Annotated in this window: 21 protein-coding genes; all 21 read right to left on the bottom strand. The window is 70.9% G+C overall.

What is annotated here, in order from left to right; all coding sequences use genetic code 11:
* Positions 1 to 17 precede the first annotated feature (17 nt).
* A complete protein-coding gene (gene proB / locus ACSDR0_RS22550; RefSeq protein ID WP_435290847.1) occupies positions 18 to 1,142 on the bottom strand; it encodes a glutamate 5-kinase in 1,125 nt (374 codons plus the stop codon).
* 148 nt (positions 1,143 to 1,290) lie between these two features.
* The gene (gene obgE, locus ACSDR0_RS22545) at positions 1,291 to 2,643 is read right to left on the bottom strand and encodes a GTPase ObgE (protein WP_435290846.1); all 1,353 of its coding nucleotides are present in this window, start codon (positions 2,641 to 2,643) and stop codon (positions 1,291 to 1,293) included.
* Between the two features lie 105 nt (positions 2,644 to 2,748).
* Complete coding sequence (gene rpmA / locus ACSDR0_RS22540; RefSeq protein WP_389917512.1) at positions 2,749 to 3,006, bottom strand: 50S ribosomal protein L27; 258 nt, start codon at positions 3,004 to 3,006, stop codon at positions 2,749 to 2,751.
* A 19-nt stretch (positions 3,007 to 3,025) separates the two neighbouring features.
* Positions 3,026 to 3,328 (bottom strand): 50S ribosomal protein L21, encoded by a 303-nt coding sequence (gene rplU / locus ACSDR0_RS22535; RefSeq protein ID WP_030924785.1) that lies wholly within the window; start codon positions 3,326 to 3,328, stop codon positions 3,026 to 3,028.
* Positions 3,329 to 3,538: 210 nt separating this feature from the next.
* Positions 3,539 to 6,361: an Rne/Rng family ribonuclease gene (locus ACSDR0_RS22530; protein ID WP_435290845.1), complete on the bottom strand. Its 2,823-nt coding sequence runs from the start codon at positions 6,359 to 6,361 to the stop codon at positions 3,539 to 3,541.
* A 97-nt stretch (positions 6,362 to 6,458) separates the two neighbouring features.
* Positions 6,459 to 7,238 (bottom strand): TIGR03936 family radical SAM-associated protein, encoded by a 780-nt coding sequence (locus ACSDR0_RS22525; RefSeq protein ID WP_435290844.1) that lies wholly within the window; start codon positions 7,236 to 7,238, stop codon positions 6,459 to 6,461.
* A 100-nt stretch (positions 7,239 to 7,338) separates the two neighbouring features.
* Entirely contained in the window at positions 7,339 to 9,249 is a 1,911-nt protein-coding gene (locus ACSDR0_RS22520) for a TIGR03960 family B12-binding radical SAM protein (protein WP_435290843.1), read from the bottom strand.
* A gap of 18 nt (positions 9,250 to 9,267) precedes the next feature.
* Entirely contained in the window at positions 9,268 to 10,164 is an 897-nt protein-coding gene (locus ACSDR0_RS22515; RefSeq protein ID WP_435290842.1) for a phosphotransferase family protein, read from the bottom strand.
* Positions 10,161 to 11,597 carry a hypothetical protein gene (locus ACSDR0_RS22510; RefSeq protein WP_435290841.1) on the bottom strand — a complete coding sequence of 479 codons (1,437 nt, stop codon included), beginning with the start codon at positions 11,595 to 11,597 and terminating at the stop codon, positions 10,161 to 10,163. Before ACSDR0_RS22510 ends, ACSDR0_RS22515 begins: the two co-directional genes overlap by 4 nt.
* A gap of 31 nt (positions 11,598 to 11,628) precedes the next feature.
* Positions 11,629 to 11,853, bottom strand: coding sequence for a hypothetical protein (locus ACSDR0_RS22505; protein WP_435290840.1), 225 nt, complete (start codon positions 11,851 to 11,853; stop codon positions 11,629 to 11,631).
* 143 nt (positions 11,854 to 11,996) lie between these two features.
* Positions 11,997 to 13,163: a rod shape-determining protein RodA gene (gene rodA / locus ACSDR0_RS22500; RefSeq protein ID WP_435290839.1), complete on the bottom strand. Its 1,167-nt coding sequence runs from the start codon at positions 13,161 to 13,163 to the stop codon at positions 11,997 to 11,999.
* Positions 13,160 to 13,297 (bottom strand): hypothetical protein, encoded by a 138-nt coding sequence (locus tag ACSDR0_RS22495; protein WP_435290838.1) that lies wholly within the window; start codon positions 13,295 to 13,297, stop codon positions 13,160 to 13,162. Before ACSDR0_RS22495 ends, rodA begins: the two co-directional genes overlap by 4 nt.
* Positions 13,294 to 15,357: a penicillin-binding protein 2 gene (gene mrdA / locus ACSDR0_RS22490; RefSeq protein ID WP_435290837.1), complete on the bottom strand. Its 2,064-nt coding sequence runs from the start codon at positions 15,355 to 15,357 to the stop codon at positions 13,294 to 13,296. The genes ACSDR0_RS22495 and mrdA overlap by 4 nt, the downstream gene beginning before the upstream one ends.
* 124 nt (positions 15,358 to 15,481) lie before the next feature.
* Positions 15,482 to 16,009: a rod shape-determining protein MreD gene (mreD, locus tag ACSDR0_RS22485; protein ID WP_435290836.1), complete on the bottom strand. Its 528-nt coding sequence runs from the start codon at positions 16,007 to 16,009 to the stop codon at positions 15,482 to 15,484.
* Positions 16,010 to 16,013: 4 nt separating this feature from the next.
* The gene (gene mreC, locus ACSDR0_RS22480) at positions 16,014 to 17,021 is read right to left on the bottom strand and encodes a rod shape-determining protein MreC (RefSeq protein ID WP_435290835.1); all 1,008 of its coding nucleotides are present in this window, start codon (positions 17,019 to 17,021) and stop codon (positions 16,014 to 16,016) included.
* The gene (locus ACSDR0_RS22475; RefSeq protein WP_435290834.1) at positions 17,021 to 18,052 is read right to left on the bottom strand and encodes a rod shape-determining protein; all 1,032 of its coding nucleotides are present in this window, start codon (positions 18,050 to 18,052) and stop codon (positions 17,021 to 17,023) included. The genes mreC and ACSDR0_RS22475 overlap by 1 nt, the downstream gene beginning before the upstream one ends.
* Before the next feature lie 191 nt (positions 18,053 to 18,243).
* Positions 18,244 to 18,654: a nucleoside-diphosphate kinase gene (gene ndk, locus ACSDR0_RS22470; RefSeq protein ID WP_435290833.1), complete on the bottom strand. Its 411-nt coding sequence runs from the start codon at positions 18,652 to 18,654 to the stop codon at positions 18,244 to 18,246.
* A gap of 91 nt (positions 18,655 to 18,745) precedes the next feature.
* On the bottom strand, positions 18,746 to 20,674 hold the full coding sequence (locus ACSDR0_RS22465) for a hypothetical protein (RefSeq protein WP_435290832.1): 1,929 nt from the start codon (positions 20,672 to 20,674) through the stop codon (positions 18,746 to 18,748).
* Between the two features lie 11 nt (positions 20,675 to 20,685).
* The gene (locus ACSDR0_RS22460; protein ID WP_435290831.1) at positions 20,686 to 21,024 is read right to left on the bottom strand and encodes a DUF4233 domain-containing protein; all 339 of its coding nucleotides are present in this window, start codon (positions 21,022 to 21,024) and stop codon (positions 20,686 to 20,688) included.
* Positions 21,025 to 21,242: 218 nt separating this feature from the next.
* Entirely contained in the window at positions 21,243 to 22,535 is a 1,293-nt protein-coding gene (locus tag ACSDR0_RS22455; RefSeq protein WP_435290937.1) for a bifunctional folylpolyglutamate synthase/dihydrofolate synthase, read from the bottom strand.
* A 39-nt stretch (positions 22,536 to 22,574) separates the two neighbouring features.
* Positions 22,575 to 22,822: hypothetical protein (locus tag ACSDR0_RS22450; protein WP_435290830.1), on the bottom strand; the 248-nt coding region annotated here is incomplete at its 5' end.

Raw genomic sequence — 22,822 nt, 5'->3', positions numbered from 1 at the left:
CTCGCGCTCCAAAAGAACTAGTTGTGGGATTCCAGTATGACGATGTCGTCGCGGTGGATGAGCTCTCGCTCGTACTCGGGCCCCAGGCTGGCCGCCAGCTCCCGGGTGGAGCGACCGAGCAGCTCGGGAATCTCCCCCGCGTCGAAGTTGACCAGGCCGCGCGCGACCACCCGGCCGCGCGGCCCGCACAGGTCCACCGGATCGCCCGCCGCGAACTCGCCCTCGACGGAGGTGACCCCCGCGGGAAGCAGCGACTTGCGGCGGCTCACCACCGCCTCGACGGCGCCGGGGTCCAGGTGGAGGCGGCCGCGGCCCGTCGTGGCGTGGGCCAGCCAGAGCAGGCGGGTGCCGGGGTGGCGTCCGCCGGGGTGGAAGTAGGTGCCGACGTCGGCTCCCGCGAGGGCTTGGGCGGCGTGCGCGGCGGCGGTCAGCACCACGGGCACACCGGCCCCGGTGGCGATCTTGGCGGCCTGGACCTTGGTGATCATGCCTCCGGTGCCGACCGCGCCCCCCTTGCCCAGCTCGACCCCGACGAGGTCCTCGGGCCCGTGGACCTCGGCGAGCCTGCGGGCACCGGGACGGCGCGGATCTCCGTCGTAGAGGGCGTCCACGTCCGACAGCAGCACCAGCGCGTCGGCCCGGGTCAGATGGGCGACCAGCGCGGCGAGCCGGTCGTTGTCGCCGAAGCGGATCTCGTCGGTGGCCACGGTGTCGTTCTCGTTGACCACCGGGACGATGCCCAGCTCCAGCAGCCGGGCCAGCGTGCGCTCGGCGTTGACGTGGTGCGAGCGGCGCATCATGTCGTCGGCGGTCAGCAGCACCTGGCCGACCCGCAGGCCGTACCGGGCGAAGGAGGAGGTGTAGCGGGCCACCAGCACGCCCTGGCCGACCGAGGCGGCGGCCTGCTGAGTGGCGAGGTCGCGCGGCCTGGCGGGCAGGCCCAGCGGGCCGAGACCCGCCGCGATCGCGCCGGAGGAGACCAGCACGATCTGGGTGCCCGCCTTCCGCCGGGCGCCGAGCACGTCGACCAGGGCGTCCACCCGGTCGACGTCGATCATTCCCTGCGGGGTGGTGAGCGAGGACGAACCCACCTTCACGACGAGGCGCGAAGCCGTACGGATCCGTTCGCGCGCAGACTCCACGACACGTCCCTCTCAAAGATGATCACTTGGAAGACCAGGTTATCCGAGCCGCCCATGCCGAGTGCGGGGAACCCCGGGCGACCAGGCCAAGCCACCCGCGACGGTGCTCGACGCGGTGTCCGTGCGCGGCGGCCCCGCCGAGATCCCGCTAGCCGAGCCGGTTGTCCGATCCACGCGGCCCCTGGCGCACGGCCTCCGCGTTGAGCGTCGGCTGCCAGTCGAAGATGTAGCCGCTCTCCATGGAACCGATGATCACCTCGGCTCCGGCCTTCGCACCGGCCTTGGTGAGCTCCTCCTCCACGCCGAGCCGCTCCAGCCGGTCGGCCAGGTAGCCCACGGCCTCGTCGTTGGTGAAGTCGGTCTGGCGGATCCACCGCTCCGGCTTGACCCCGGTGACCTGGAAGGTGCGCTCGTCGACCCTGCGGACGGCGAATCCCGCGTCGCCGTGCTGCTTGGGCCTGATGACCAGGCGGGTCGGCTCCAGGACGGGAGCGGCGGCCCTGGCGGCGGCGACCATCTCCCCCATGGCGTAGGTCAGCTCCTTGAGCCCGTCGTGGGTGGCCGCGGAGATCGTGAAGACCCGCAGGCCCCGCTCCTCGAGCATCGGCCCCACGATGTCGGACAGATCGCGGGCGTCGGGCACGTCGGACTTGTTGAGCACCGCCAGGCGCGGCCGGTCCTCCAGCTTGCCGTACGCCGCCAGCTCGGCCTCGATGGCCTCGTAGTCGCTGATCGGGTCGCGGCCCGGCTCCATCGTGGCGCAGTCGATCACGTGCACGAGCGTGTTGCAGCGCTCGACGTGGCGCAGGAACTCGTGCCCCAGGCCCTTGCCCTGCGAGGCGCCGGGGATCAGGCCGGGCACGTCGGCGACGGTGAAGATGGTCTCGCCCGCGGTGACCACCCCGAGGTTGGGGACCAGGGTGGTGAACGGGTAGTCGGCGATCTTCGGGCGGGCCGCGGAGAGCGCGGCGATGAGGGAGGACTTGCCCGCGCTGGGGAAGCCGACGAGCGCCACGTCGGCGACGCTCTTCATCTCCAGCATGATGTCGGCCTCGTCGCCGGGCTCGCCGAGCAGCGCGAAGCCGGGGGCCTTGCGCTTGGCGGAGGCCAGAGCGGCGTTGCCGAGCCCGCCGTGCCCGCCCTCGGCGATCACGTAGCGGGTGCCCGCGCCGATCAGGTCGATCAGGATCTCGCCGGTGTCGGCGTCCTTGACCACGGTGCCGTCGGGCACCGGGATGATGATGTCGTCGCCGTTGGCGCCGTCACGGTTGGCGCCGTGCCCCTGCTTGCCGTTGTCGGCCTTGCGGTGCGGGCGGCGGTGATACTCAAGGAGGGTCGCCGTGTTGGCGTCGACCTCCAGGATCACGTCACCGCCCCGGCCGCCGTTTCCCCCGTCGGGGCCCCCCAGCGGCTTGAACTTCTCCCGATGGACAGAGGCGCAGCCGTTTCCCCCGTCACCGGCCTTGATGTGCAGGACCACCTGGTCCACAAAGTCCGGCATGTCTACTTTCCTACCTCTATCTGCGGGAACTTCTGGTGAAAACGCGAACAGGGGTGGACCGCTGAATGCGATCCACCCCTGCCGTCAACGTCTGTCGGCGCGAATCTACTCCGCGACCGGGACGATGCTCACTGCGCGGCGCCCGCGCTTGACACCGAACAGAACGTGGCCCGCAGACAGCGCGAACAACGTGTCGTCACTTCCACGGCCGACATTGTCGCCGGGGTGGAAGTGGGTGCCGCGCTGACGAACGATGATCTCGCCGGCATTGACCAGCTGACCGCCGAAGCGCTTCACACCGAGTCGCTGGGCGTTGGAGTCGCGGCCGTTCCGAGTGGACGACGCGCCCTTCTTGTGTGCCATCTCGCAAAACTCCCGAAACTCAGGCCTGGTCGATGCCGGTGATCTTCACCTGGGTGTACCGCTGGCGGTGACCCTGGCGCTTCTTGTACCCCGACTTGTTCTTGTACTTCAGAATCCGGATCTTCGGACCCTTGGTCTCACCGAGAATCTCGGCGGCAACCGTGAACTTGCCCGCCTCGGTGGTCACGTCGCCGTCGTTGACGACGAGGACCGTCGGCAGCGAAACCGTGGAACCGACCTCGCCGGCGACCTTGTCCACTTCAAGGACGTCACCGACGGAGACCTTCTGCTGCCTGCCGCCGCAACGAACGATCGCGTACACCGCGGAACCCTTCTTCTGACTGCTTGCTCGCTGGATGCTGCGCCCCGCATCCGGCTATGGTCATTGATTGACGTACCGGGTAGGCGCGCGAACAGGGCGCGCCATGAGCGCACCGGTTCACCAGAGTACCGGATTGACGGTGTCCTGGTCGAACCGGGCGGAACGTCGAGGTGTGCCGACCTTCGGCCCCGTCCCTGTGCGGGACGGGGTCTAATCGGCCGGCCTGGCCTTGCGGGAGCGTCTCCGCCCCCGGCCAGAAGCCTGTGCTGCCTGACCGTCCTCATGCTGGACTCCGTCAAGCGCATCGGTCACCGTATCACGGCCTGACTGGTCACCGGCCGCCACGGCCTGATTACCGTCCTTGCCGAGCTTGTCCGCGACGGCCTTCTCCACGGCCATCTTGCCCTGGGTGCCGCGCGGCTCCGGCTTGCCCTCGACCGGCTCGGACGAGACGTGCAGGCCACGGCCGTTGCAGCACTCACAGGTGGTGGAGAAGGCCTCCAGGAGGCCCTGGCCGACCCGCTTGCGCGTCATCTGGACCAGGCCCAGGGAGGTCACCTCGGCCACCTGGTGCTTGGTACGGTCGCGGGCCAGGCACTCCAGCAGCCGACGCAGTACCAGGTCCCGGTTGTTCTCCAGCACCATGTCGATGAAGTCGATGACGATGATGCCGCCGATGTCGCGCAACCTGAGCTGGCGGACGATCTCCTCGGCCGCCTCCAGGTTGTTGCGGGTGACGGTCTCCTCCAGGTTGCCGCCCTGGCCGGTGAACTTGCCGGTGTTGACGTCGACCACGGTCATGGCCTCGGTCCTGTCGATCACCAGCGAGCCGCCGCTGGGCAGCCAGACCTTGCGCTCCATCGCCTTGGCGATCTGCTCGTCGATCCGGTAGGCGGCGAAGACGTCACCGCCCTCCTCCCACCTGCTGAGGCGGTCGGCCAGGTGCGGGGCGACGTAGCGGACGTACTCGTCGACCGTCTCCCACACCTCGTCGCCCGCGACGACCAGCGAGGCGAAGTCCTCGTTGAAGACGTCACGGACCACCCGGACGGTCAGGTCGGGCTCGGAGGAGAGCAGCTCGGGCGCGCTGGCCGACTTGGCCTTGCGCTGGATGTTCTCCCACTGCGCCGACAGCCGGGCCACGTCACGGGCCAGCTCGTCCTCCGACGCGCCCTCGGCGGCCGTACGGACGATGACCCCCGCGTTCTCCGGCATGACCTTCTTCAGGATGCTCTTGAGGCGGGTGCGCTCCTTGTCGGGGAGCTTGCGGCTGATGCCGGTCATCGAGCCGTCGGGCACGTAGACCAGGTAACGGCCCGGCAGGCTGATCTGGCTCGTCAGGCGGGCGCCCTTGTGGCCCATCGGGTCCTTGGTGACCTGCACCAGCACCGACTGGCCCGACTTCAGCGCCACCTCGATCCGTTTGGGCTGTCCTTCCAGCCCGGCGGTGTCGAAGTTCACCTCTCCGGCGTACAGGACCGCGTTGCGGCCCTTGCCGATGTCGACGAACGCGGCCTCCATGCTCGGCAGGACGTTCTGCACCTTGCCGAGATAGACGTTGCCCACGTACGACTGGCTCGCCTCGCGGTTGACGTAGTGCTCGACGAGGACGCCGTCCTCCAGCACCGCGATCTGGGTGCGCCCGCCGGTGCGGCGGACCACCATCATGCGCTCGACGGACTCCCTGCGGGCCAGGAACTCCGACTCGGTGATGATCGGCGGACGTCTGCGGCCGAGCTCGCGGCCCTCGCGGCGGCGCTGCTTCTTGGCCTCCAGGCGGGTCGAGCCGCGCACGCTCTGCACCTCGTCCACCGAGGTGCTGCGCCCGGCGCGGGGCGCGCGGATGCGCACCACCGTGTTCGGCGGGTCGTCCGGGACCTCGCCGGGCTCGTCGGTGCCCCTGCGACGCCTGCGGCGGCGCCTGCGCGAGCTGCCGCTCTCGGCGTCGTCGTCCTGCTCGGCCTCCGGCTGCTCCTCGTCGTCCTGCTCGGCCTCGGTCTCCTCGGCCTCGTCGAGGTCGCGCGTCTTGCCGCGGCCCCGGCCGCCCCTGCGGCGCCGGCGCCGGCGACCGCTGGCGTCGTCGTCACCGTCGGAGTCGTCGTCCTCGGGCTCCTCGGCGAGCTCGGCCTTCTCGGCCCTGTCGATCCTGTCGGCCTTCGCCTCGGCGGGCTCGGGCTCCGGCGCGGGGGGCTGGACCGGCGCCGGGCGCGTGGCGGGCTGCGCGGCCCGCTGCGGGTCGGGGGCCTGGAACAGCGGCTGGAACACCGCGGCGGGCGCCTGGAAGGTTACCGAGGGCACCTCGGAACGTTCCTGGGCGGCCAGTCCGAAGGGGTCGGCGAACAGGCCGGGCCGCTCCTCGACGATGTCCTCACCCGCGGGCTCGTCGTCGAGCGGCTCGTCGGCGGGCAGGTCGAGCAGCAGCTCCGCCTCGACCTCTTCGGCGTCGGCGGGGGGCACGTCACGGACGCTCTGCTCGGCCTCGACCGGCTCCACGCGCGGGGCGGCCTTCTTGCGCGTACGCGTGCGCTTGGCGGGGGCGGCGGGCGCCTCCTGGGGCGCGGGCTCGGCGGAAGGCTCGGCCCCGCCGAAAGGCTCGGGAACGGCGAAGGGGTCGGGCACGGCGAGCGCCACGGGGGGCGTCACGGTCTCCGCGACCGGCGCGGGCCCCGTCTCGGCGGACTCGACGATCTCAGCGGGCTCGGCGACCGGCTTCTTCGCACGGCTACGCCGCGTGGTGGTGGTCGCACCGTCCGCCACCGCCGTCTTGCGCCTGCTGGCGCGCTTGGGGGCCGCCGCGGGCTCCGGCTCTCCGTCAGGAGACCCCACCTCGGGCACCGCGGGCACCACGGGCGCCGCGGACTCTGTCACCTGCACGGACGGCGCCGTGACCACGGGGGCCGTCTCGGGCTCCTCCGGCGGAGGCCCGGCGGGCCGGCTCGCGGCCCTGCGGCGGGTCGCCGTTGGCCGTGTCTCTTCTGTTGTCGTGTCCCCGCCAGGGGTGGTGACCCCGGCGTTGGGCTCGTTGTCGAGCATGCGGGCGCTCTCCCGTTCAGCTCCCGGGCGCGTCTCCGCGCCGCGCGGGAGCTCTCGTCTCTCACTGTCCGCCAGGCCTGGGGCCCGGCGCCAAGTCCTATATGTCGCCGCCGACGTGCCTGCCCACCGGTTCCGCTTCGCCGCCGCGCGTGGTGTCGCGGTCCAGGCCGAACGGATCGGCGGGCTCACCGGTGTGAACGTCCAGCGGGCCCTGCGCCAGCCTGGTTACCTCGGGGGGCACCGGCGGCGCGAAGTCAGCCACAAGACGCAGTCCAGTGAGAACGTCGTCGGGTCGAACGGCAGGAGTTTCGTGCCGTACAACCATGCGAAGTATGACACATGGCTGACTGGACGCCTGACCTGCTGTTGTCTCAGTTCCCTCAAATAGCGTGAGGCTCAGCACCGCTTCACGTGTGTCGAAGCGTCGCATCCCCTTCTTCGTAAGGCGTTCGACCTCGACGTGGTCCGTGGCGACGAATTTCTCGACCGCGGCCCCGGCGAGGGCGAGATCGGCTCCCGGAAGCCGCAGCTCCCACGCCGAGCACTCCATCTGGTCGGCCAGGCTCGCGGAGCCCGCCTCGACGACGTCGAGCACGTCGAGACCGGGCGGCAGCGAGGTGTCCAGAGCGGCTCGCAGCCGGTCGGGATCACACTCACGCGTCACGCTGATCTCGAAGTATTCGGCCTCGCTGGCGACCCCGGTGGGGGCGGCCGCTCCCACATAGGAGATCTTCGGGTGGGGCGAGAAGCCCGCGCTGAACGCCACCGGGACGTCGGCTCGCCGGACCGCCCGTTCGAGGGCCCTGGTGATGTCGCGGTGACTGGTGAAGCGCAGGCGGCCACGCTTGGCGTAGCGCACGCGAAGGCGCTGCACCACGGGCGCGGGCGGCGGCCCGTCGGGAGCGGGTTTCAGGGTGGTGTCGTCCTTCCCAAGTCGTGGTCGTCGTTTCCGGGGCGGCGCTCACGCACCGCCCACCTCAGACAACCGTCAGTGGCAGCAGCTTCTTCCCGGTGGGCCCGATCTGGATCTCGGTACCCATCGTGGGACAGACGCCGCAGTCGTAGCACGGGGTCCAGCGGCAGTCCTCGACCTCGACGTCGTTGACCGCGTCCTGCCAGTCCTGCCAGAGCCACTCGCGGTCGAGACCCGCGTCGAGGTGGTCCCAGGGCAGGACCTCGTTCTCCTCGCGCTCGCGCGTGGTGTACCAGTCGACGTCGAGGCCGACCTCTGCGGCGGCGTCCATCCAGCGCTGGTAGGAGAAGTGCTCGCTCCAGCCGTCGAACCGGCCGCCCCCCGCCCACACCGCGCGGATGACCTGGCCGACCCGGCGGTCACCCCGGGAGAGCAGGCCCTCCACGATCGAGGGCTTGCCGTCGTGGTAGCGCAGGCCGATGGCGCGGCCGTACTCCCTGTCACCGCGCAGGGCCTCCTTCAAGGCCCGCAGCCTGCGGTCGACCGTCTCGTGGTCGGCCTGACCGGCCCACTGGAACGGGGTGTGCGGCTTGGGAACGAAGCCGCCGATGGAGACGGTGCAGCGGACGTCGCGCGACCCGGTGGCCTCGCGGCCGGCCTTGATGACCTTCTTGGCCAGGTCCGCGATGCCCTGGACGTCGGCGTCCTCCTCGGTGGGCAGGCCGCACATGAAGTAGAGCTTCACCTGCCGCCAGCCCTGGGTGTACGCGGTGCTGACGGTCCTGATCAGATCTTCCTCGGTGACCATCTTGTTGATCACCTTGCGCATCCGCTCCGAGCCGCCCTCGGGGGCGAACGTCAGGCCGGAGCGGCGGCCGTTGCGGGAGAACTCGTTGGCCAGGTCGATGTTGAAGGCGTCGACCCGGGTCGAGGGCAGCGACAGGGAGGTGTTGGTGCCCTCGTAGCGGTCGGCCAGCCCCTTGGCCACCTCGCCGATCTCGGAGTGGTCGGCCGAGGAGAGCGACAACAGGCCGACCTCGTTGAAGCCGGACGCCTTGACGCCCGCCTCGACCATGTCGCCGATCGTGGTGATCGAGCGTTCCCGCACCGGACGGGTGATCATGCCGGCCTGGCAGAACCGGCACCCGCGGGTGCACCCGCGGAAGATCTCCACGCTGAACCGCTCGTGCACGGTCTCGGCCAGCGGGACCAGCGGCTTCTTGGGGTACGGCCACTCGTCCAGGTCCATGACGGTGTGCTTGTGGATCCGCCACGGCACGCCCGACCTGTTGGGCGCGACGCGCTGGATCCGGCCGTCGGCGTGGTAGTCGACGTCGTAGAACTTCGGCACGTAGACCCCGCCGGACTCGGCCAGCCGCATCAGCAGCCCGTCGCGCCCGCCGGGCGAGCCCTCGGCCTTCCACTCGCGGATGACCTCGGTGATCGCGATGGCGATCTGCTCCCCGTCGCCCAGCACGGCGGCGTCGAGGAAGTCGGCGATCGGCTCGGGGTTGAACGCCGCGTGACCTCCGGCCAGGACGATCGGGTCGTCGTCGCCCCGGTCGGCCGCCTCCAGCGGGATGCCCGCCAGGTCCAGCGCGGTCAGCATGTTCGTGTAGCCGAGCTCGGTCGAGAAGGAGAGTCCGAGCACGTCGAACGCCCGTACGGGCCGGTGCGCGTCGACCGTGAACTGGGGCACGCCCTCGGAGCGCATGAGCGCCTCGAGATCGGGCCAGACCGCGTAGGTCCGCTCGGCCAGCGTCTCCGGCAGCTCGTTGAGGATCTCGTAGAGGATCTGCACGCCCTGGTTGGGCAGGCCGACCTCGTAGGCGTCCGGATACATCAGCGCCCAGCGGACCGTGGCCTCATCCCAGTCCTTGACGGTCGAGTTGAGCTCACCTCCGACGTACTGGATCGGCTTCTGCACCTTGGGCAGGAGCGCTTCCAGGCGGGGAAACAGCGACTCGACAGACATGCCAACAAGAATATCCGCCTAGAGGGGGTGCCACAGGCGGTCGTCGCCCGCTCGCAGCGAGTCGAGCCGGTGGCGCAGCTCCTCACGGGCGGTGCGATCACGGTGCGCGTTGCGCAGAACGGCCGTGAGAGTTTGCAGTTCGCGCATGTCACGCAGCACCGGATAGCCCTCCCACGTGGTCGCGTCGTAACCGTAGGCCTCGCTGAAATTGGTCCGCTGACGTTCGGTCAGCCCGAATCTGCCCCCCTGGAGTGTCGGGATCAGATCGATCTCCCTCGGCCCCGCGCACACCCCGTCCCAGTCGCACAGCAAAAACCCGTCGAGCGTGCGGATCATGTTGCCCCGGTGGGCGTCCGCGTGGACGAGCCCGTACGGCAGGACGAACCCCACCCGCTCGTAGTAGGCCTCGGCCAGCGCCTCGCAGCGGTCGAGCAGCCAGTCGCGGTCGTCGCGGGCCAGCGCGACGCTCGCGCCGATCGCCCGGCGCACCCCCCCGAACGGGTCGTGGGTCGGCAGGTCGAACGGCACGGGCGGCAGATCGTGCAGCCGTCGCAGCAGCGGTCCCAGCTGCGCCGGGTCGGGGGGCGGCCCGATGTGCGGCTCGTGGTGCCAGAACGTCACCAGGAAGCCCTCCGCGGCGACCGGCTGCTTGATCTCCAGCGGCCTGACGGCGGGGAAGCCCTGCTCGGCGAGCCACCGGGTGACCCGGATCGAGGTCACCAGCCGGTCGTATCTGCCCGGCGTGGTCGCCTCGGCCAGCCGCACCACCACCTTCTCTCCCGCGAGGTGGTAGACCGCGTTGGCGAAGTCGCGCATCAGCGTCGCGCCCCCGGTGTCGAGCCCGGTCAGCCTGCATGATTCGGCGAGCGCCACGGCGGCGCGCGGGAGGAGTGAGCCCTCCGCGGCGATGGTCATCGTCCACTTCTCCCGTCCGAGATGGCTTGCCTGGCCCGCTGCGGCAGGCCCACGGCGCAGAAACCCTCGATTTGCCCGGCCATCTGCTCCCCGCCGGGACGTGAGACCAGCAGCGCCCGGCTCGCGCCGAGGGTGGCCGCCAGGCTGCCGATACGCCGGTCGGGCGGGAGGCCGAGGATCGGCGCCATGGCGCCCTCGGCGCCCGCGGTGTCGCCCTCCATCAGGTGGGCGATCGCCAGGTGGGCGCTGGCCATGGCCTCGCACCCGTAGGAGCGGTTCTCCGGCTCCCCCGAGGCGTACAGGGACAGCGACTCGCGGGCCGACTCGATGGCCGGGGCGGAGGCACCGAGCTGCAGCTGGGTCACCGCCGCGTAGTAGTGCTCCTTGGCCGGGCGGAACGCGAACTCCCCGGCGATCTCGTCGTGCAGCTCGTCACCCCCGCCCCCGGCCACGCGGGCGTCGGCCGCCTCGCGCAGCGCCTCCGCGGCCTCACCGCGACGCCCGAGGAGCGCGTACGAGCGAGCCCTCAGCATGTGCAGGCGGACGGCTCCCGAGCCCGCGCGGACATGGGTCAGGCCCTCCTCCGCGTAGCGGGCCGCGTCACCGTGGCGACGGTCCCACAGCGCCACCGACGACTGCATGCCGCGCGCCCACCCCATCAGCGCCACGTGCCCGGCCACCTTGCCGTACGTCCACGCGGCCCGGGCGAGGGTGTCGGCGGGGACGCGGCGGTCCATGTCCATGCTGGCGTTGGCCATCAGCCCGCACAACGCGCCGGTGAGGAAGTACAGCTCCCTGGCCTGCCCGGGGTGGATGCGCCGCTCCAGCGCCCTGCGGGTGCGCTCCTGCAGTTCGCGCATCTCCACGAAGAGCGGCAGCGGGGCCTCGGACACGTAACGCCTGCCGACCCAGATCACCTGGGTGCGCAGTCGCTCGAGCGCCCCGGCGCCCAGCTCGCTCTCCTCGGCCTGCTCGGCGTGCGCGCCGGCCTCGTCGGCCGCCACCGTGATCACGTCGAGGACCGGCGGCGCGGGCGGCACCGAGCGCAGCTCCTCGGGGGTGTAGTCCTGGGCGAAGCCGAGCTGGACCGGCCCGGTCTGGAAGAGCCTGCACAGCAGGTCCGTGTAGTCGCGGTCGGGCCTCGCCCCCGCCTCCCACTCCCGCCAGGAGCGCTCGCTGAGCCCGCGCCGCTTGATCCCCTCCCTGTCGCACATGGCGTGGAAGTGGTCGATGGACTCCTCCACGGTCCACCCGTGGGCGAGCCTGCGGCACTTGAACCTGGTCTGCTGGGGGCAGCAGGTGTGGATCTCGTCCACCATCTGCTGGATCACCGCGGCTGACGGCGGGCCGGAGACACCGGCCAGCGTACGGTTACGGATGATCGTCGCGCACGCCAGCGCCGCACGGTCGCCGCCGCGTGAGACCGGGGTCATCGGCACTCCCTGGGGTGTCTCGGCGCACGCCTCACGAGCCGCCGCCCTGGAAGGGCACGACCGTACCGCCGTTGCGGAGTTGCGCCTGGAAGAGCTGCCCGCACAGGCTGCTCGGGGTCTCGGCGAACCACACCGCCGGTGGGCTGCCCGCCGACACCGCGGCCCAGCGCCCCTTGCTGAACACGATCCGATAGTCGGGAAACGCGGTCCGTAGCAGTTCGAGTGCCCGTTGCCGCTCGGCGAGCTCAGAGATCACGGCTCCTCCGTCATCGCGAGTTCCGTCTTCGTTCCCAGAATGTTCGCTTGACGAACGCCATACCAGTGAGAATCAGGGGTTTACGACATGCGGGCCGCTCTCATGTCGGCGCTGAAACAGCGGCGAAACAGGCGCCGAACCGGTTACTGGAACGGATGCCGGCGCATGTGGATCGCCTGGAGCAGACCGAAGGCGATCATATTGGCGAAGGTGGCGGTACCGCCATAGGAGACGAACGGAAGGGGAAGGCCGGTGATCGGCATGATCCCGATCGTCATCCCGATGTTGACGAACGACTGGAAGGCCAGCCAGCACACGATCGAACCGGCCATCAGCGCGCCGAACCGGTCGTCGCACTCGCGCGCGATCCGCACCCCCCGCAGCAGGATCACCCCGAGCAGCGCCACCACGGTGACCGAGCCGAGGAAACCGAACTCCTCCCCCGCCACCGTGAAGATGAAGTCGGTGTGCTGCTCCGGCACGAAACGGCCGGTGGTCTGGCCACCCCCGAACAGCCCCTTGCCGAACACCTCCCCCGACCCGATCGCGATCAGCGACTGGGTGCTGTTGTAGCCGACGCCGCGCGGGTCGCTGGCCGGGTTGAGGAACGCGGTGAACCGGGCGACCTGGTACGGCTCCAGGACGTCGAGGAACCACACGGCCACCCCCGCGCCGATCACGCTGAGGGTGAGCCCGGCGATCCAGCGCTTACGGACCCCCGCCACGACGATCGTGCCGGCCGTGATCACTCCGATGATCATCGTGGTGCCCAGGTCGGGCTGGAGCATCACCAGGCCCATGGTGAAGGAGGACACCACCAGCGCGATCACGACGTCGAAACCGCGCGGCCGGTCGGTGCCCCGGGCGGGCTGGGCCAGCAGCATGGCGAGCATCAGCACCAGGCCGAGCTTGGCGAACTCCGACGGCTGGAACGCGAAACCACCGCCCAGCATGATCCACGAATGGGCGCCGTTCACGGTGCTGCCGAGCGGCGTGATCACCAGGATCAGCCCGATCAGCGTCGCGCCGTAGATCAGCGGCGCGAAGACCCGCAGCGCCCGGTGGTCCACCATCGCGGCCGTACCGGCCAGCACGGCCCCGATGACGAGGTTGAGGATGTGCTTCTTGACCAGCCCGGTGGACCCGGCCGCCCACGTCCTGGTCGACGACCAGACCAGCATCGTGCCGATCACCGCCAGCGCGGCGATGGCGACCAGCATCAGCCCGTCCATCCGGCCCACCGTGGAGGCCGCCGCCATCGTCCGTCCCACCAGGGACGCCCTGGGCGGGGCGGCCGCCGCCCGGTTCACGCCGCCTCCCCGGCGGACGTCACCGCCGACACCGTCGCGGCGGTCACCACCGGCGTCGTCACAGGCCTCGTCACAAACCTCGTCGCGAACGCCGTCGAGGACATCGTCACCTCCACCGGCACCACGGGCGTCATCGCGACACCGTCCCGTCCTTGGCGATCACCGGGAGCGCCCTCGCCGGACGCCCGCCCGGCAGGATCGAGGGGGACGGCTTCCCGTCGGGCTTGAACCCGTAGATGCCCTCGTAGATCTTCCGTACCGCCGGAGCCGCGGTCTGGCCGCCCATCCCGCCCTGGGACACCATGGCGACGATCACGAACCGCGGTTTGTCCGCCGGGGCGAACGAGGCGAACCAGGACGTGTCAGCCTTGCCGTAGACCTCGGCGGTGCCGGTCTTGCCGCCGATCTTGACCTTGTCCATCGGGAACCCCGCGAAGGCCCCGGCCGCGGTGCCGTCGGAGGCGACCTGGCTCAGCGCCCCCTTGATGTAGGCCCGCTCCTCCCTCGAGATCGGGAGCCTGCCCACCACCGGCACCTTGATCTCCTTGACCTTGGTGCCGTCGGGACGCACCAGCGCCCAGGCCACCCTGGGACTGCGCAGCTTGCCGTCCCCGACCAGCGCCGCGTAGGCCGCCGCCAGCTGCAGCGGCGTCACCAGCACGTCGCCCTGCCCGATGGAGAAGTTGGCGGCGTCACCCGGCCGCCACTGGAATCCCTCCAGGCAGTTCTCGTACGCCAGCCGCTTGAGGAAGGCGGCCCTGCTGGGACTGCTCTTGGCCACCTCCGGATAGCCGGTCTTGGCCCGCCTGCAGTTGTCCTCCTTGGTCACCGCCCAGAGCGCCTTCTTCCACGCCCGGTCGGGGATCCTTCCCGGCGACTCGCCCGGCAGGTCGATGCCCGTGGGGCGACCGAACCCGTAGGCGCGCGCCATGTTCGCCATCGGCTCCTTGGGCCTCCCCTTGGGATTGAGCCCTCCGTCGCGCAGCCACTGCTCGTACGCCGCCCGGTAGAAGATCGTGTCGCAGGACTTCACCAGCGCCGTGTGCAGGTCGAGGACGCCCAGCCCGATGCCGCGGAAGTTGTTGAACGGCCGGTCGCCCACCATGAAGGACCCCGGGCAGTCGTACTTGCCGTGCAGCGGGTAGCCGTCCCTGAGCATCGCCGCCACCGAGGACACCTTGAACGTCGAGCCGGGCGCGAACTCGCCCTTGATCGCCCGCGACACCAGCGGTTTGCCCGCCTTGCCCGACAGCAACCGCTGGTACTCAGCCTCGGAGATGCCCCCGCTCCAGACCGCCGGATCGTACGTCGGCGCGCTGGCCAGCGCGATCACCCGGCTGGTCCTCGCGTCCAGCACCACCGCCGCCGCTCCGTCGGCCTTGGGCGCGCCCTTCATCGCCTCGGCCAGCGCCTTCTCCGCCAGGGTCTGCACCCTGGCGTCGATGCTGGTGATGAGCGTGTCGCCCGGGATCGGCGGTACGTGCCGCTCCACCCCGATGACCTTGCCGAGCCGGTCGACCTGCACCCGCCGCATCCCCGGCGTCCCCCGCAGCGGCACGTCGTAGACCGACTCCAGGCCGTCCCTGCCCACCAGGTCGACCCCGGAGAACGCCGACCTGAGCCCGTCGCGCCTGTCCAGCTCCTCCTGCGTGATCGGCTGCAGGTAGCCGAGCGCCTGCGCGCCCGCGCCCTTGCGCGGATACTCCCGCACGGCCTGCACCTCGGCCGTGACGCCGGGAAACTCCTCCTGACGCTCCAGGATCTGCAGGGCCTCGCGCGTGGTGACGTCGACGTCGATGGGGATCGGCTGGTACGGGGAGCCCGGCCAGCAGGGACGGGCGATCCCGGGGCCGCACGCCCTGATCCGCTCCCGCAGCTCGGTGGGGCGACGGCCCAGCACGGTGGCCAGCCTCTGGAGCACCTCCTGGCCGTTGCCCGCCATCCGGTTCAGGCGCGTACGGTCGACCGAGACCACCAGCGTGGTCCGGTTGCGCACCAGCGGACGCCCCGTCGAGTCGAGGATCTGCCCGCGCACCGCGGGGACGACGACGTCACGCGTGCGCGTCTCGGTCGCGGCCTCCACGTACTCCGTGCCGCGCACCACCTGCACCTGCCAGAGCCGCACGGCGAGCAACGCCAGCATCGACACCACCAACACCTGCACCACGACCAGACGCCCCCGCATCAGGCCCATGTCCGCTCCTCCCCGCACACCCCACAGAAACCCCCTGCCCACGCCCCGCCGCTCCCCCGCCCGCCGACCCCCTCACGACGAGACCCGCCGGAACCCCACCGCGCACGAGGCCGCGCACGTGGCCTCATACGCGGCTCCGCATGACGTGCCGGGGCACCTGGATGGAACGCGGTTCAGGCCCCCGGACGATCCTTCTCACCATCCACACCACGGGGGGAGCGGCGATCAGGTTGTAGACCATCGCCTGCGGCAGCACCTCCGTGAGCATGGACACCCCGGTCCGTGGATCCCCCACCAGGGCACCGGTCACCAGGGCGACGACGGGACCGGCGACCGCGCAGGCCAGCGCCACGAGCGGCCCCGCGCTCGGCCGGCTCTCCACCGCGCGTCCCGCCAGGAAGCCGACGAGGCAGAACACGAGCGCGTTGTGCCCGAGCAGGTGCGCCGCCGGCGGCAGCAGATCGCTGAGAAGGCCGGCGGCGAAGCCCATGACGGCACCCGCGGCGGCCCCGCGCGCCAGCGCGTACCCCACCACCGTGAGCAGCGCCAGATCCGGCGCGGCCTGCCCCGGCAGCGGCAGCCTGTTGACGACGGTCACCTGGACGATCATGACCCCCAGGAACAGCACCACGAAGAGCGCGTTGCGGCCCATCCCGTCAGAGCCCCTCTCGCCGGTCCCGGGGAGCCTCCGCCTCGCGCGGGCCGGGGCTGGGAGCAGGTGAGCGCGACCCGGACCGTCCCGGCGTCGAGACCTCCGTCTTACGCGAACCGGGCGGCGTCGCGGCCTCCGTCTTACGCGGGCCGGGCGGGAGCAGCGCGTCACGCGGGTCGCGGGTCGGCGCCTGCACCACCACCCCGACCACGTCCAGCGCGGTGAGATCGGCGGACGGCCGCGCGTACGCGATGCGGGTCAGCTCACCCGGAGTGGCCTCCACCCGCTCCACCACCCCGATCGGCACCCCCGCCACGTACGGCGCGCCGCGCTGGGAACCGAAGCTCACGATGCGGTGGCCGGGGGTGATCGGCGCGGTCGAGTCGAGCAGCCGGAAGCGGACCAGGCGGCCGTTCTCCCCCACGCCGTGCACCACCCCGATCTCGTTGCTGCCCTCCAGCCGGGCCCCGGCCGCCGAGGCGGGGTCGCTGAGCAGGACCACCGTCGAGGTGGACGGGCCCACCTGCACCACCCGGCCGACCAGGCCGTCGGCGTTCAGCACGGTCATCTCCGGGCGCACCCCGTCGGCGCGCCCCACGTCGAGCTCGACCGCCTCCTCGAACCCGGGGGCGCCGCGCCGGGCGATCACCTGGGTTGGCAGGATCCGGTACCCGCCGGTCCCCGCGACACCCAGCAGCCTGCGAAGCTCCCGGGACCGCCCCCGGTCGAGGCTCTGCGCCGCCAGGTCGTGCCTGAGCCGCTGGTTCTCCGTGCGCAGCCTCTCGATGTGAGCGCGCGCCGAGGGAGCGTCGGCCATCGTCTCGAAGAACTCGCCGACCGGTCGCACGATCCCCGCCCCCGCGCTCTCCGCGGCGCCGAACAGCGTCGTGCCGACCGTCCTGAGCGGGCCGAACGGGGACTCCGTGACCGAACGGTGGTCGATGGTCACGAGCACGAGCGCGGCGGCCAGCAGCAGCCCCAGGTTGACCCGTGCCCGGCGGGTGTCCTTCATCAGTGCCGCGGCTCGGGAACCAGGACCTGCTGCAGGGCGTCGAAGTCCTCGACGCACTTGCCCGAGCCGAGCGCGACGGAGTCGAGGGCGTTGTCGACGAGGTGGATCGGCATGCCGGTCTCGGTCTTCAGCCGCTCGTCCATGCCCTTCAGGAGCGCCCCGCCCCCGGTGAGGGCGATCCCGCGGTCCATCAGGTCTCCGGAAAGCTCGGGCGGACACTTGTCGAGCGTGGTCTTCACCGCGTCGACGATCACGTTCAGCGGCTCCTCGATGGCCTTGCGGATCTCCGCGGCCGACACCACGATCGTCTTGGGCAGGCCGCTGACCAGGTCGCGGCCACGGATCTCGGCGTGACTCTCCTCGGGGAGCATGCACGCGGAACCGATCGCCATCTTGATCTCCTCGGAGGTGCGCTCGCCGAGCATGAGCGAGTGCTCCTTCTTGGCGAAGGCGATGATCGCCTGGTCGAGCTCGTCGCCGCCCACCCTGATCGACTGGCTGGTGACCACGCCGCCCATCGAGATGATCGCCACCTCGGTGGTGCCGCCGCCTATGTCGATCACCATGTTGCCGGTGGGCTCGTGCACGGGGAGCCCGGCACCGATCGCGGCGGCCATGGGCTCCTCGACGATGTAGACCCTGCGCGCGCCCGCCTGGTAACCGGCCTCCTTGACCGCCCGCTGCTCGACCCCGGTGATCCCGCTGGGCACGGCGATGATGATGCGCGGCTTGGCGAAGTGGCGGCGTTTGTGCACCCGCTGGATGAAATAGCGCAGCATGCGCTCGGTGACGTCGAAGTCGGCGATGACACCGTCCTTGAGCGGACGGATGGCCACGATGTTGCCGGGAGTGCGGCCTATCATCCGCTTGGCCTCGATACCAACGGCCACGATCTTCCCCGTCGCGGTGTTGATCGCCACGACGGACGGCTCGTTGAGCACGATCCCGCGGCCTCGCACGTATACGAGGGTGTTCGCGGTGCCGAGGTCGACCGCCATGTCACGGCCCAGAAAAGCAAGATTGCTGCCCATGAGGAAGGCCGGCCTCCTTCCGTCAGGTCGTCGGCGAAAACTACGGAACGCACTCGAATCGTAACGTGACGTACCCACCATTGAGCGCAATGAGGCGGCCTGCCGCAGCAAAATCTTGGGTTAGCCGAACAGGCCGGGCCCCGCCGCCCACAAGGACGACGAGGCCCGGCAAACACGGCGAAAGCGTGCGTTCAGAAGCGATCCGGGAAGAAGATCTTGATCTCCCTTGCGGCGGACTCGGGGGAGTCGGAGCCGTGGACGACGTTCTCGCCGATCTCCAGGGCGTGGTCGCCGCGGATGGTGCCGGGCGCGGACTTGACGGGGTCGGTGAGGCCGGCGAGACCCCGGAAGGCCTCGATGGCACGCGGCCCCTCAAGCACCATCGCGACCAGCGGGCCGGAGGTGATGAACTCCACCAGCTCGCCGAAGAACGGCCGCTCGGAGTGCTCGGCGTAGTGCACCTTGGCGGTGTCGACGTCCAGGGTGCGCAGCTCCAGCGCCGCGACCTTCAGACCCTTGCGCTCGACACGGGCGATCACATCGCCGATGAGACCACGCGCCACACCGTCGGGCTTGATCAGGACAAGGGTGCGCTCGGACACTGAAGTTCTCCTTTGAACATGTATGGGTCGCGGACTGCGGTAAACGCGCGAAGTTTACCGTCCTTCGCGCGATTCCCCGTGGTCGGCGAGGTCACTGAAGGGCGGGACCGCTCCCCGGGCCGTCCTCGGGCGAGGGCGCGGGCGGCGGCACCACCACGGGCGGCGCCACGACCTTCTCCTGCTCGGTCTCCGGCTCCGGCTCGGGGTCGCGCTCGGGGACACGGTCGGGCTCGTGCCGGGGCCTGGGCCTCCCACCCTTGCCCGTCCCCTGCCCGCCTCCCGTGGCGGCCATGGACCCGGTCGCGGCCATGGGCCCGGCCTCGGGATCCGGGCGGACCTGCGGCTGCGGACCGGCCTCGGCGCGTGGCCGCACCACCTCATGTCTCGCCTGCCCGCTCTGCTCGGACTGCCTGCCCTGTTCGGGCCGCCCTGCCTGTTCGGTACGCCCGGACGGTCCGGCCTGTTTGGGAGGTCCTGACGCCGTGGCGGCCGGCCACGCGCCTCCCGCGAGATCGACCTCCCTCGTGGGAGGAGGAACCAGCCCGGAGGCGAGACCCGCCCCGGGCGAGACCTCGGCCGTACCGGCCAGGGTGTCCCGCGGGTCCCGCGTGTTCGCCGGGGCGCCGGGCAGGACGCGCGCCAGGACGGCACCGAGCACGATCACCACGAGCACCAGGCCGCCCCCGATCAGTGCCCACAGGTGCAGGGCCTCCACGAAGCCGTCGACCAGCGCCTGCGGGGTCGTGGCCTCCTCCAGGCGGGTGACCTGGACGCCACTGCCCAGCAGGAAGCCCACCAGCACCGCGGGGAAGAACAGTGACAGCGCCAGAAGCGTGGCCCCCTCGCCGCAGGAGCGCAGCGCGCCGGTGAGCGCCACCGAGGCACCGCCCGCGAGCAGCGCGAACGGGAGGATCAACGGGAGCCCGCCCGGGGCGGGAAGGAACAGTCGCACGGCGCACAGGCCCGCGACCATCACCACGAGCCCGCCCGCGGTGACCATGGGCATGGCCGCGCCACCCAGCCGGTTCACCAGCGCGGCGGACAGGAGACCCGCCAGCGCGGCGATCACGAAGGCCGGCCACAGCCCGGACAGTCCCGGACCTCCCAGCCCGCCGAGCTCGACGTAGGTGATCTGGGCGGCGGTCGGCAGGACGACGACGCCGACCGCGACCATCGCGTAGGCCGACGCCCGGCCGGCGGCGCCCTTCGAGGCACCGGCGGAGGCCAGGACGAGCAGGACGAGGACGGACGCCAGCGCCGCGCGGATCACCAGGTCCGGCGACCAGTCGAACGTGCTGCCCAGGGCGAGGGCCGCGACGCCCGCGGCGGGCACGACCACCCACAGCGTGCGCCCGCGTTCCGCGACGACCGGCACGGGGCCGGCGGCGCTCTCGCCTTCCTTCAGCCACAGGACCAGATAGAGCGCGGCGAGCGCGAGCGCGACCCCGGTGAGCATCGGGTACGGCTGGAGGGTCACGCGCCAGGAGTCGACCTGGTCAAGGGGCCAGAGCGCGAGCGCCTGGGCGGCCAGGAGGCTCGCCGTCAGCGCGGCGGCCCATACGGCCCTGAGGAGCGCCGAACGCCCCCAGACGGCCATCAGGGTGGCCGGGACCAGCATGCCCGCACCGACTCCGTGCAGGACCCGCAGGACCCCCACCAGCGCCGTGGACCCGGCGTACCCGCCGGCGGCGTCGGCGAAGGCGAGCAGGGTCAGCCCCGCGACCATCATCGGGGCCGCCCTCATCCGGTGCACGGCCACCGCCGCCACCGGCACGGTCAGGACCATCGCGGGAAGCGCCAGCCCGTGCGCCCTGATCATCGCTATCTGCGAGATGTCCGGCGGCAGGAGGGCGGCGACCACCGAGATGGTGTTGGGAATGGCGACGATCGCCAGCGGCAGCACTACCGCGACGAGCAGTCCGAGGACGACGTCGAGCATCAGGGAGACCCGGAGTGCGCGCACCAGGCCCGTGGGCCTGGCGGACACCACCCGAGTCGGCTGGATGGGAGGGACGGCCATGTTGGCCGACTTTAGCGAGAAGTCACGCCCTCGACACGGCGAGCGACGAATATCGCCGTGATCCACAGCGCGGCGAAGATCGCCCCGAGGAGGAACATGGTCGAGACCATGAAGCCGGAGGCGATGGCGAGCACCTGGATCACACTTCCCGCGACGTAGGCGAAAGGCCGCTTGAGCAGGCCGATCACCACCACGCAGAGGAGCGCCAGGCCGAGGCCGACGGTGGCCGCGACGGCCGGTTCGACACCCTGCGTGTTGATGGCCACCGGCGTGAACAGACCAACGACTATGGCCTCCATGCCGAGCACGCTGGCGCAGAGGCGCCTCATCCCCGGAGTGACCGTGATCATTTTCCGCTCCTCCAGAGTCGCCTCGGCCGTACCCCGCCCGCCGTGCTCGGCCGGCTCATTCCGTCTTGTCCGCTCACTGCGTTCCGCCTACTCGCCGCGACTTGCCGCTCGGCACGCCTTCCCTGCTCAGCATGTTTTCGTCCACTCACCGCGTCCTGCTCGCTCAGCGCGTTTTCCCCGCCCGACGGGCTCTGTCCGCTTGTCGCGCCTCGTCCGCTTCACTGCGCCTCGTCCGCCTTGAGCAGGAGCCGCGCGTCACCTGCGGTCACCACCGATCCGGTGATCAGCACCCCGGCCCCGCTGAACTCGCCCAGGGCGTCGACCATGCCGATCGCCCGGTCGATCGCGCTGTCCAGCCTCTCGACCTGGTGCACCCGGTCAAGGCCGAAGATCTCCTCGGCCAGCGCCGCGAGATCGTCCACGTCCATGGACCTCGGTGAGGAGTTTCTCGTCACCACGATCTCGTCCATCATCGGTTCCAGCAGCCCCAGGATGCCCTCGACATCCTTGTCCTCGAACACCGCCACCACGCCGATGAGCTTCGCGAAGTCGAAGGACTCCTGCACGGCGTCCAGGCTGGCCCGCATCCCCGCCGGATTGTGCGCGGCGTCGACGACCACCGTGGGCCCCCGGCGGACCACCTCGAGCCTGCCGGGCGAGCGCACCTGCAGGAACGCCTGCCGCACCAGCTCCGCGTCGAGAGGCTCGTCCCCACCGGTCAGCGCCTCCGCGGCGGCCAGCGCGCAGGCGGCGTTGCTCGCCTGGTGGGCGCCGTACAGGGGGAGCAGAACGTCCTCGTACGTGCCCTTGAGCCCCTTGAGCTGGAGCAGTTGCCCGCCGATGGCGAGTTCCCTGCTCAGCACGCCGAACTCCAGCCCCTCACGTGCCACGGTGGCACCGACGTCGGCCGCCTGCCTCATCAGCACCGAGGCCGCGGAAAGCTCCTGCTGCGCGAGCACGGCGTTCGCCCCCGGCTTGATGATGCCGGCCTTCTCTCCGGCGATCGTCTCGACGTCGGGCCCGAGATAGTCGACGTGGTCGAGGGAGATGGGCGTGATGACCGCCACGGCACCGTCGGCGACGTTGGTGGCGTCGGTGATGCCTCCCATCCCCGTCTCGATGACCGCGACGTCCACGGGAGCGTCGGCGAAGGCCGCGAACGCCATCGCGGTGAGGGTCTCGAAGAAGGAGAGCCGCCGCCCCTGGGCGTCCACCATCGCCAGGTAGGGCGCGATGTCCTCGTACACCTCGACGAAGCGCTCCTCGCTGAGCGGGGCTCCGTCCACACTGATGCGCTCGCGCATGGAGACGAGGTGGGGGCTGGTGAACCGGCCGACCCGCAGGTTGCGCTCGCGCAGGAGTGCTTCGATCATCCGGGTCGTGCTCGACTTGCCGTTCGTACCGGCCACGTGCACGACGGGGTAGGAGTGCTGCGGAGAGCCGAGCAGATCCACGAGCGCGGCGATCCTGTCGAGGCTGGGCTCGAAGTTCCACTCGACGCCACGCTGCATGATCGCTTGTTCAACCGCTCGATAGTCCACGTCTCCAGACTACTGACGTCCTGGGCGGGTTCCGGACAGGCCCGTAAAGGCTGGTGCAACGCGGACCCCGCAACACATAAAACTCCACAAGGCGGAAAAACCAAACACGGCGGTCGCGTCGGAACGGAACCCGTTGAAGACGAAATCCATGACGCGGAAAAAGCCTGTGAAAATACGAAAGGCCCCCACCACTGGTGGGGGCCCTTCGAAAAGATTGTCCGGCGGTGACCTACTCTCCCACACCGTCCCCGGTGCAG

It is taken from the genome of Streptosporangium sp. G11 (assembly GCF_051192615.1).
Lineage (GTDB): Bacteria > Actinomycetota > Actinomycetes > Streptosporangiales > Streptosporangiaceae > Streptosporangium.
Note: the sequence above shows the minus strand (reverse complement) of the source record. Positions and strands in the feature narration are given on the sequence as shown.